The sequence below is a fragment of the Daejeonella sp. genome (assembly GCF_037719425.1).
Classification (GTDB): Bacteria; Bacteroidota; Bacteroidia; order Sphingobacteriales; family Sphingobacteriaceae; genus Daejeonella.
The window spans coordinates 8651-20285 of record NZ_JBBJNI010000070.1; the positions used below are offsets into that span (position 1 = coordinate 8651).

8 protein-coding genes and 2 pseudogenes are annotated in these 11635 nt (G+C 41.9%); 6 read left to right on the plus strand and 4 right to left on the minus strand.

Features of this window, described 5'->3' with window-relative positions:
* The 6 genes and pseudogenes from rpsK to dnaK form a co-directional block, all read left to right on the plus strand.
* On the plus strand, window positions 1-83 hold an 83-nt coding region (gene rpsK / locus WKF69_RS10680), incomplete at its 5' end, for a 30S ribosomal protein S11 (protein WP_340381776.1).
* A 71-nt stretch (window positions 84-154) separates the two neighbouring features.
* Window positions 155-763, plus strand: coding sequence for a 30S ribosomal protein S4 (gene rpsD, locus WKF69_RS10685; RefSeq protein ID WP_340381758.1), 609 nt, complete (start codon window positions 155-157; stop codon window positions 761-763).
* A 121-nt stretch (window positions 764-884) separates the two neighbouring features.
* On the plus strand, window positions 885-1877 hold the full coding sequence (locus WKF69_RS10690; RefSeq protein WP_340381760.1) for a DNA-directed RNA polymerase subunit alpha: 993 nt from the start codon (window positions 885-887) through the stop codon (window positions 1875-1877).
* Window positions 1878-1958: 81 nt separating this feature from the next.
* Window positions 1959-2495, plus strand: a pseudogene (gene rplQ, locus WKF69_RS10695) (50S ribosomal protein L17); the annotation flags it as partial.
* A 590-nt stretch (window positions 2496-3085) separates the two neighbouring features.
* Complete coding sequence (locus WKF69_RS10700; protein WP_340381762.1) at window positions 3086-5236, plus strand: ATP-binding protein; 2151 nt, start codon at window positions 3086-3088, stop codon at window positions 5234-5236.
* Between the two features lie 229 nt (window positions 5237-5465).
* Window positions 5466-7382, plus strand: coding sequence for a molecular chaperone DnaK (gene dnaK, locus WKF69_RS10705; protein ID WP_340381764.1), 1917 nt, complete (start codon window positions 5466-5468; stop codon window positions 7380-7382).
* Window positions 7383-7569: 187 nt separating this feature from the next.
* On the opposite strand, the gene WKF69_RS10710 is transcribed toward dnaK, so the two are convergent.
* From WKF69_RS10710 to WKF69_RS10725, 4 genes and pseudogenes are all read right to left on the minus strand, one after another.
* Window positions 7570-8490, minus strand: a complete 921-nt coding sequence (locus WKF69_RS10710) for a sugar phosphate nucleotidyltransferase (RefSeq protein WP_340381766.1) — start codon at window positions 8488-8490, stop codon at window positions 7570-7572.
* 39 nt (window positions 8491-8529) lie between these two features.
* A complete protein-coding gene (locus tag WKF69_RS10715; protein WP_340381769.1) occupies window positions 8530-10062 on the minus strand; it encodes a helicase HerA-like domain-containing protein in 1533 nt (510 codons plus the stop codon).
* Between the two features lie 112 nt (window positions 10063-10174).
* Window positions 10175-11281: a M42 family metallopeptidase gene (locus WKF69_RS10720; RefSeq protein WP_340381771.1), complete on the minus strand. Its 1107-nt coding sequence runs from the start codon at window positions 11279-11281 to the stop codon at window positions 10175-10177.
* A 4-nt stretch (window positions 11282-11285) separates the two neighbouring features.
* Window positions 11286-11635 (minus strand): annotated as a pseudogene (locus tag WKF69_RS10725) (hypothetical protein); the annotation flags it as partial.

Genomic DNA, 11635 nt, shown 5'->3' on the forward strand with positions numbered 1-11635 from the left:
CCGGAATTGAGGTTACTACTATACAGGATATCACTCCGCTTCCGCACAACGGTTGCCGTCCTCCAAAAAGAAGAAGAGTTTAATTAATAATAATCAGTTTTAAAGCTAAGATTCCTCAGCCCCGGGCTGATGGATACTTTAAAAACACACAACCATGGCTAGATACACCGGACCAAAGTCCAAAATCGCCCGTAGATTCAGAGAACCAATTTTCGGTCCTGATAAGGCATTAGAAAGAAAAAATTATCCTCCGGGAATGCACGGTACCTCAAGAAAAAGAGGTAAGCAATCAGAGTTTGCAGTGCAGTTAATGGAGAAGCAAAAGGTTAAATACACTTACGGTGTATTGGAGCGTTATTTCGAAAACCTTTTCCACAAAGCTTCTGCTAAAGAAGGAATTACTGGTGAGAACCTTTTGAAATTCCTGGAAGCCCGCTTAGACAATACAGTTTACCGTTTAGGAATTGCTCCAACCCGCTCTGCTGCACGTCAGTTAGTAGGCCACAAGCACATCACTGTTAACGGTGAGATTGTAAATATCGCTTCTTATGCTTTACGTGCAGGTGATGTTGTTGCAGTACGTGAACGTTCAAAATCTCTTGAAGCTGTTTCAAATTCAGTTGCAGCGAGAACTATAAACAAATTCAGCTGGTTAGAATGGGATGCTAACGCCTTAACAGGTAAGTTCCTTAACTACCCAAGCCGCGATGAGATCCCTGAGAATATCAAGGAAAACCTTATCGTCGAGTTGTACTCTAAATAAGATTTGAGATATGAGATGTGAGATATGAGACTAACGCATGTCTGATATCTCACATCTCACATCTCATATCTGCCTGCGATAGGCAGGTCTCATATCCATAAACAATAAACAAAATAGATAAATGGCAATCTTAGCATTTCAGAAACCTGATAAAGTTATCATGCAGAAATCTACGGATTTCGACGGAACATTTGAATTCAGACCTTTAGAGCCTGGTTTCGGGGTTACCATTGGTAATGCTTTACGGAGAATACTTTTATCTTCCCTGGAAGGTTTTGCAATAACTTCCGTACGCTTTTCAGGTGTATCTCACGAGTTCTCTACCATCAAAGGTGTTGTAGAAGACGTTACTGAGATCATCCTTAACTTAAAGCAGGTCCGTTTCAAGAAAACCGGCGAGTCTGGCGATAACGAGAAGATCTTTGTGATCATCAACGGTCAGGATCAGTTCAAAGCTGGCGACATTACTAAGTTCTCTAACAACTTTACAGTTCTGAATTCTGATATGGTTGTCTGTAATATGGAATCTTCTGTTACCCTGGAGATCGAATTAACAGTTAGCAAAGGAAGAGGTTACATCGCTGCAGAAGAAAACAAAAACGTAGATGCTGTTCTTGGTGTTATCGCGATTGATTCGATCTACACACCGATCAAGAACGTTAAATACACTATTGAGAACTTCCGCGTAGAACAAAAAACTGACTACGAGAAATTAGTTCTGGATATTACTACGGATGGTTCAATTCATCCTGAAGAAGCGTTGAAAGAAGCTGCGAAGATTTTGATCCACCACTTCATGTTGTTCTCTGATGAGAATATCATGCTTGAATCTCAGGCTAAAGAAGAAACTAAGGAAGTTGATGAGGAGATCCTGCATATGCGTAAGATCCTTAAAATGGAATTAGTTGATCTTGATCTTTCTGTTCGTGCATTAAATTGCCTTAAAGCTGCGGATATCCGTTCATTAGCGGACCTCGTTTCTTACGATGTTGCTGATATGCTGAAATTCAGAAACTTTGGTAAGAAATCACTTACTGAGATCCAGGATTTAGTAAAATCTAAAGGCCTGTCATTTGGGATGAACCTTTCGAAATTCAAATTAGACGAAGAATAATAATATAATAATAAGCGAAATGCATAATTCCCGATCCCGAAAGGTTGATTGACGGTATGCACGTGCAAAACACAACAAAAAATGAGACACGGTAAAAAAGTAAACCATTTAAGTCGTACTGACAGCCATCGCAGAGCGATGCTTGCTAACATGGCTTCTTCGCTTATCTTACACAAGCGCATTACAACAACACTGGCAAAAGCAAAAGCTTTACGTGTGTATGTTGAACCTATCATCACCAGATCAAAAGATGATACTACTCACTCACGTCGTACGGTATTCAGTTACTTACAGAACAAGGAAGTAGTTTCTATCCTTTTCCGTGATGTAGCTGCAAAAGTAGCAAGCCGTCCGGGAGGTTATACCCGTATCCTTAAGATGGGAAACCGTCTTGGTGATAATGCATCTATGGCATTAATCGAATTAGTTGATTACAACGAGATCTATACTAATGGTGATGCAGTTGCTGCTGAGAAAAAATCTACTCGTCGTCGTGGTTCAAAAGCTAAGAAAGCTGATGCTCCTGCTGCGGAAGCAAAAGCTCTAAAAGCTGAAGCTGCTCCGGTTGAAGAAGCGGTAGTTGTTGAAGATGCACCGGTTGCTGAAGTTGAAACTGCACCAGTTGCTGAAACAGTTGAAGCCCCGGTAGCTGAAGCTGCTCCGGTTGCAGAAGAAGTTGCGGTTGAAGAAGTTGCTGTAGCTGAAGAAGCACCAGTTGCTGAAGAAGCTGCTCCTGAAGCTCCTGCAACTGAAGATGATGGCACAGAAGAGAAAAAAGCATAATTAGTTTTTTCTCATAAGATAATGGAAACCCGTTCTGAGATGAGCGGGTTTTTTTATTGCTTCGCTTAGCTCGCAATGACATTGCGTGGCTGTTTTTAATATCAGTGTTGCTTCACTTCGCTCGCATGGACAATTTTGCATCGCTGCACTCGCAGTGACAACTGAATGGCTGAACTTAATATCGGTGTTGCCTTGGCTGTACTCGCAGGGGTTGACAGTGGAGAGTTAAAATTTCCACCCGTTGTACATAACGATAGAATTCAAAATTTTAAGTTTCATAAGCAGGTTTGTCATTGCGAGCGAAGCGTGGCAAAGATTAGAGGCCTTATTTTTCGTTTTAGTTAAGTAAATATAATAATCCATTTTAGCCAAATCTATTGTTTAATTTAACTATTTTTATTACATAATTAACTGCCTCTCAGCACGTGAACAAAAAAAATAGCCTTAAGGCAAGGCTAAGTTTAATACTTATAGTAGTATTTACTTTTGCCCTTTTACTACTTATCGGCCTCGCGTCGTGGCGTAATAATGCCACAACAAACCTAGAGCAGGCGGTCAACCATCTTGGTCAGCAAAACCATGCTATAAATCTGGCGGATGAGAGCATAGACAAGTTCTTCAACATAGAAAATGCCTTCAGAATGTACTCAGCCACCGGCCAGGAACAATATAGAACCGAGTATACCACCGGCTTGATCGTTCTCAGGAAAATGCTCGATTCGCTGCAGCGCTCCTCTTACACCGTTGATCCCGACAGGGCCTCGCTCCAGTTATTATTAAAGAAGAAAGTTGACGAAACGAATATGTTTCTTCATCTGAAAACACTTAATGACTCACTAATTCAGGCGACCGTTAAGCTAAGGAACTTTGCGCCCTTAAATACAGATGTATTCAAACCCTTAAGCCCTAAAGATGCGAAGGTCTTTCCAGAAAAGACGACGGTAGTTCCGGAAAATAAATCCGACAGAAAGCTGTTTGGAAGAATCAGGGATGCCATTAGAAATAAAGACCCTAAGCAAACCTCTACCCTTACAACTGCTAATACAATTGGCAATGAGGGTTCTGCTGAGAAGAATCCAACTTTAAACGTATTGAACGATCAGCTAAGATCGTCGATTGATAAACTTGCATTCAACTATCAACAGCTTGGCGAGAATGAAAAAAGGCTGATCATTAGCAATAACCGGCTATTAACCCGCTTATCAAACATTCTCAAAAATCTAAAACATCTGCAGGTTGAGATGCAGGAATTGCGTGCAAGGGAGTTAAAAAAAGAGGCTAAAACATCCATTAATGAATTGTCCGACATCTCGAGGCTAATACTTTTCGTTAGTTTAATTCTGGCTGCAGTAATTTTGTTCAACGCATGGCAGTTATTCAGACATGAGAAACGGCTTGTAGCGGACGGCAAGGAGGCGGTGCGTCAAACACGGTTGAGAAGTGATTTTCTATCTCATATGAGTCACGAGATACGGACACCGTTAAATTCCATTCTTGGATTTTCTGAACAGCTCGAAAAATCTAGTTTGAATGATGTTCAAAAGGAACAGATCGCCGCAGTAAGACGGTCTTCAAAAATACTTTTATCAATAGTCAACGACGTTTTGGATCTGTCGAAGTTCGAGACCGGGAACCTTAATTTACACACGAGTAACTTTTATCCTGAGAAAACTATAAAACATGTGGTTTCATCGCTCCAACTGCTTGCTGACAAAAAGGAAATAATGCTTTCATGTCATTGTGAAATGAGCAATGAACTGAGGATAGCCGGAGACGAATACAGGCTCAAGCAAGTATTGATCAACTTGATCAATAATGCAATCAAGTTTACAGACTCAGGTACCGTAGATGTTAATGCAAAGATGTCGGGCAACGACCTGGTGGTTGAAGTGTCTGATACAGGCAGAGGAATAGCGAAGGACAATATTAAAAGCATTTTTGATCAGTTCACCCAGGTCACGCACGTACATGACCACGAGAAACGTAATGGCTCTGGTCTTGGCCTTGCCATATCTAAAAAAATTATACTAGTGCAGGGAGGAAATATCGACGTAAAAAGCGAGTTGGGGAAAGGGTCAGTATTTACCTTTCAGGTCCCGTATTTGCCTTTTCAGCCATCACTTGAAACAGATATTAAGAAAAGTGTAAAGCCGGCTCTTGATGTTGCATCCCTGTCTTCGTTAAAGGTGCTTGTGGCAGAAGATGACAAGATGAATATAATGCTGATCAGCACCATTTTTAACAAATGGGGATTAGCTTTTGATGTTGTTGAAAGTGGGCGGCAAGCATTCGATTATTTTAAACGAGGAACTTACGACATGGTTCTTACTGACATCCATATGCCCGATGGGGATGGTATCTCCCTGACAAAATTGATCAGGAATTTTGCCGATACGGGGAAATCCAGCATACCAATTCTGGCCATTACCGCAAACGCGTTGGAAAAGGATTTGGAAGGATATATGGCAATAGGTATGAATGATCATGTTGTTAAGCCCTTTTCAGAGGAGAAGCTTTTTGAAACTATCAGAAGTAATATGAAAACGAGGGAGACAGCTTCACTACAAGGCGTATAAATTAGCCGATCCAGTCATGAAGGCTATTTTTCAGCATTTCGAATTGCTTAAATTCTAATTCTTAAATCAACTCTGCCATCCTGTCATTTTCCAAATACCCCTATTGTTCTGTATTTAATACTGTAAATGGCAAAATACTGTCATTATAAGGCACTATTCGATTTGGCACAACGCTTGTTGATTGCATTTGGAGAAAACTAAACACAAATTAAAGAAGGGTTATAATAATATGGCAAAGATAATTGGTATTGACTTAGGAACAACAAATTCATGCGTTGCAGTAATGGAAGGTAATGAGCCTGTAGTTATTCCAAACAGCGAAGGGAAGCGTACTACGCCTTCGATTGTTGCATTTGTTGATAATGGCGAACGTAAAGTAGGGGATCCGGCAAAACGCCAGGCAATAACAAATCCCACAAAAACTGTTTCTTCTATAAAAAGATTTATGGGTAACAGCTTTGGCGAAGTTACCAATGAGATAACGCGTGTTCCATATACAGTGGAGAAGGGTGATAACAATACACCACGTGTTAAAATAGACGATCGGCTGTATACTCCGCAGGAAATTTCAGCAATGATATTGCAGAAAATGAAAAAGACCGCGGAAGATTTCCTTGGGCATGAAGTGAGCGAAGCAGTTATTACTGTTCCGGCATACTTTAATGATGCACAGCGTCAGGCAACTAAGGAAGCCGGAGAGATTGCAGGCCTTAAAGTTTCGCGTATCATTAATGAGCCAACCGCCGCAGCATTAGCTTATGGCCTGGATAAAGCTCATAAGGATATGAAAATCGTAGTGTTTGATTGCGGTGGCGGTACACATGACGTTTCTGTTCTTGAACTTGGTGATGGTGTATTTGAAGTAAAATCAACTGATGGTGATACTCACTTAGGTGGTGATGACTTTGATGCAACGATCATCGACTGGATGGCGGATGAATTTAAGAGCGATGAAGGCATCGATCTTCGTAAAGACCCAATGGCTCTTCAACGTTTGAAAGAAGCTGCTGAGAAGGCTAAAATCGAGCTGTCAAGCGGAACGCAGACAGAAATCAATCTTCCATACATTTCAGCAGGTGATGGTATGCCTAAGCACCTTGTTAAAACCTTAACGCGCGCGAAATTCGAGCAACTGGCAGACAGCCTGATCAAACGTACTATTGAGCCTTGTAAAAAAGCACTTAAGAACGCAGGCCTGAGCACTTCAGATATTGATGAGATCATCCTTGTAGGTGGTTCAACCCGTATCCCTGCTATCCAGGATGCTGTTAAAGCATTCTTCGGAAAAGAGCCTTCTAAGGGTGTAAATCCGGATGAGGTTGTGGCTATCGGTGCAGCTATACAAGGTGGTGTATTAACTGGCGAGGTTAAAGACGTCCTATTGTTGGATGTTACTCCTTTGTCATTGGGTATTGAAACAATGGGTGGTGTAATGACTAAGCTTATTGAATCAAATACTACAATTCCATCGAAGAAATCTGAGGTATTCTCGACTGCTTCTGACAACCAGCCGTCAGTAGAGATCCACATCCTGCAAGGTGAACGCCCAATGGCTAACCAAAACAGAACGATTGGAAGGTTCCACTTAGATGGTATTCCACCTTCACCACGTGGTATCCCGCAGATCGAAGTCACATTTGATATCGATGCTAACGGTATCCTGCATGTAGGAGCGAAAGATAAAGCGACCGGTAAGGAACAAAAGATCCGTATTGAAGCTTCTTCAGGCTTAACTGACGAAGAGATTAAAAAGATGAAGGACGAAGCTGAAGCAAATGCTGAATCTGATAAGCAAGCACGCGAAGAAGTTGAAAAACTGAATGCTGCTGATGCTCTGATCTTCTCAACTGAAAAGCAATTGAGCGAATACGGTGATAAATTAACTGATGATAAAAAGGCTCCAATTGAAGAAGGATTGAAGAAATTGAAAGATACTCATGCATCTAAAGATTTTGCAGCGATCGATGCCGCACAAGCGGAACTTCAAGGTGCATGGAACGTTGCATCAGAAGATATGTACAAAGCTTCGCAAGAAGCTGGTGCTGGCCAGGAAGGTGCTCCGCAAGGAAATGCTTCCGGAGAAGAGGCGGGCGATCACGTAACTGACGTTGATTTTGAGGAAGTGAAAGAGGACGATAAGAAGTAGGAATAAGATCAATATATATACAAGAACAGGCTGCCCTATAAGAGGCAGCCTGTTTTGTTTAATTTGGATTATAGTCTCGCACCCGGGACAGGCTGATAATTGTCTGGAATAGGATTAGTGGGATTGGATGATTGTAGGATTAAGATTCATAGAATTATAGGATTGATAAGATGCTGGGTGGGGGATTTTAGGTCCACAAATTCTTTGGATAATCTCCGCTGCCTACCAGCTTGTCGATACTCTCCTGCACAATTGGTTTATCCTCGATGTAAGTTACCCCAAACCATTTGTTTTGCGTGGGGATAACCTTGAATACTGCTTTACCTGTCTTTATAAGCTCGTCGGCAACCAGGGGAATAAAAAATTCAGCCTTGGGATTGTCCAGGTTGGCCAGGGCGAAATCCTTGAACATTTTCGAGCTGAGCTCGAAAATTTTAGGTGTAAAGCCCCAGAAATTCATGGAAACCCGCGAATCAGCTTTTAATGCAAATTCGCGCCCCGCCTCTTCGAATGCGACTTCAGAGGTGTTGTTCCCGTCAGCATCTTTTTTAAAGTATACTTTAAGGCGTTCGTTTATTTCTGTGAGGTTTCCCTGGGCATCAACTTCGCAAACTCCCCGGGATACCGAACCGTAATCCGATAAGGTTTTATCAGTCTGAAAACCGACCAGAGAGAACTGATCATTGCTAACTTCTGTAGTCAGGAAGTCGTGCATTTTCTGATAGGCTTCAAGTCCATAAAAATCGTCTGCATTGATCACACAGAAAGGCTCATTCACAGCATCTTTTGCTGCAAGGGTTGCGTGTGCGGTACCCCATGGTTTTAGGCGCTCTATTTCTATGTCTATACCGTAAGGTTTAAGATCGAAGGTTTGGAAGACGTAATCTGTTTCAATCTTGCCCTTTAATTTAAGCTCAAAGATTGATTTAAAGTTATCTGCGAATTCTTCTTTGATGACGAAGATTACTTTGCCAAATCCAGCCTGAATCGCATCGTAGATAGAGTAATCGATGATGGTCTCGCCGTTCGGCCCAAATCCGTCTGTTTGTTTCATGCTGCCATAGCGGCTAGCCATTCCAGCCGCAAGAATTACTAATGTAGGTTTCATCCGTTTAATTATAAAGTCAATTTGTGATTTATTAATGGGTTAGTAGCGTGGTTTTTTACCCGTAAGCATGCCAAATAAGCCCCTGACTATTGCCGTTCCGATCTGCCGGGTTATGGGTGCACTAATTACTTTTTCAAAAGTACTTTTTTCATTTCTTTTTGGAGCACTTTCCTTTTCTTCGACCTCTCGCTGCTTAATTATTTCTTCTTCGGCAAGCTTTGCATTCACACGTTTCGTAAGTATATCGTAAGCGCTTTCCGGGTCAATTACTTCCTGATATTTACTAAAATTGGAACTTGATTTCATCAAGGTTTCCGCATCGCCTGCAGGCAATGGTGCCATAGAAGCCCTTGGTGGGATGAGATGCGTTGCAACAACTTCAGTAGGGATCCCTTTTTCGTTTAATACTGTGATAAGAGCCTGCCCGGTACCAAGCGCGGTAATGGTACGGTCAATCTCATAGTATTCGGAGCGGGGGTAGGTATTTACTGTTTTCTTCAGGGCTTCTGCATCGTTAGGTGTAAATGCGCGAAGTGCGTGCTGAACTCTATTGCCCAGTTGCCCCAGAACACTTTCCGGAACATCCGTCGGTGATTGGGTACAGAAGAAAACACCAATTCCTTTTGATCTGATCAATCTTATTATTGTCTCTATCTGTTCGAGGAATGAGGCTGATGAGTTTTTAAAAAGAAGATGAGCTTCGTCAAAGAAAAATACAAGCTTGGGCTTTTCCGGATCTCCGGCTTCAGGCATACTGTAAAAGATCTCGGCAAGCAGACTTAATAAAAAGGTGGAGTATAGTACCGGCTGGGCTTGTACATCTGAAATGTTTAGTAAGCTGATCATGCCTTTGCCATCTACGCGGTTGAAAAGATCCTGTATATCAAAAGAACGTTCTCCAAATATCCGCGACAGGCCTTGTTGTTCAATGGCCACTATTTTTCGTAGCATTGTTCCTGACGTAGCGGTAGAAATACTACCGTAGCTTTCCTTTATTTCAATCGCTCCGGGACCACTTGATAGGTATGAAATCAGTTTTTTAAGGTCGTTCAGATCCAGAAGCGGAAGCTTATTGTCATCTGCATATTTGAAGATAACAGCCATAACTCCTGCCTGAGTGTCGTTCAGGTCAAGAATTTTTGATAGCATCACTGGGCCGAATTCAAGAACCGTAGCACGCATTTGGGCACCCAGTTTTCCGGACAGAGAATACAGCTCTACCGGAAACGCTGAAGGTTCATAGGTTCTTCCAAGCGCAGCAGCTCGTTCTTCCAGTTTCGGATTAGATTGTCCCGCCTGATTAAGTCCGGAAAGGTCACCTTTCACATCCAGCATAAACACCGGAACACCGGCATCAGAAAGCTGTTCGGCGATAAGCTGGAGGGTTCGGGTTTTACCTGTACCCGTAGCACCAGCAATAAGACCGTGCCGGTTCATCATCTTTAAAGCCAAATTAACTTCAGCCTCAGGGATGATCTCACCATCTAATATTCCTGCACCCAGATAAATAAACGCCTTCTCTGTGGTGTACGAAGATTTTATGGTCTCCGTAAATTTGGATTTTCTATCCATCGTATTTATTAAATCTATCTTATGCTAACCTATGGATACAACTTAATGTTTTGTGTTAATTAGAGACAATGGAGCTAGCGGCCATTAACTAGCGTTCATGTAAGGAATGATGTTACTTTATCGTTCTGAAATCGTGATCAACCTTGATGTTTAATAGTGATTCATAGATCAAGCGGATCACATTATCAACGTCTTCCTTATGAATCATCTCTACGGTTGTATGCATATACCTTAGCGGAAGAGAAATAAGCGCCGATACTACACCTTCATTAGAATATGCAAAAGCATCGGTGTCTGTCCCCGTTGATCTGGATGAAGCCTGCCGTTGGAAAGGAATATTACTCTTTTCAGCAGTTTTGATCAGGAGCTTATTCAGGTTTGTTTGTACGGCTGGTGCATAGGATACCACAGGCCCTTTCCCGCAAGCGAGGTCGCCCTGAGTAATCTTATTGATCATTGGAGTTTGCGTATCATGAGTAACGTCGGTGATGATAGCTACGTTTGGTTTGATGCGGTGAGCTATCATTTCTGCGCCACGCAGGCCTATTTCTTCTTGAACTGAGTTTACGATGTACAATCCAAAAGGCAGTTTTTTCTTGTTCTCTTTCAAAAGGCGGGCTACTTCTGCTATCATAAATCCGCCTGCACGATTGTCCAGTGCGCGGCCCACATAGTAGCGGTCGTTCAGCACCATGAATTCGTCTTCATAGGTAATCACGCATCCTACATGGATACCCAGGCCTTCAATCTCTTCCTTAGTGGTACATCCGCAATCCAGAAAAATATTCTTGAGAGTAGGAGCTTCTTCTTTCTCCCCGCTTCGGGTATGAATCGCGGGCCATCCGAAAACAGCTTTAACTATTCCTTTTTCTGTGTGGATATTCACACGTTTTGATGGTGCTATCTGATGATCTGAGCCGCCGTTTCTGATCACGTAAATTAATCCATCTTTTGTGATGTAATTTACGAACCAGGAAATCTCGTCAGCGTGAGCTTCGATAACTACTTTGTAAGTCGCTTTAGGATTTATAACCGCAACCGCAGTTCCGTAATTATCAACAAAATGCTCGTCAGTAAATGGCTTAATATAATCCAGCCATAAGCGCTGCCCCTCCCACTCAAAACCAGTTGGAGAGGGGTTATTAATATAGGTTTCGAAAAATGCTAGTGACTTTTTATTAACTACCGGGATGTGTTTTTCTTCTTTTTTCTTTGCCATATTACTATTCTTTCTTTGTCATTAGTTTATAACCAACAGGCTCTGATTCAATTATTTTGGGTTCAATTTTGTTTAGGAGGTATTCAAAGACGCTATTGATCTTGTCATCCAGTTCCTGAACTTTTTTGTAAATATCCTGATTTTGCAGCAGTATTTGGCGGTAATATACAAAAGCCCGCATAATTTCGATGTTCAGTTTTACAGCTTTCGGTGATCTGAGAACTGAAGCAAGCATGGCGACTCCCTGCTCGGTGAAAGCCAAAGGATTAACACTGGAATGTTTAAGGTTCAGCAACCGGTCTGACTTGTCCTGACATAGGTTGACAAAAAACAAGGTCAACGATGAATAGAAAT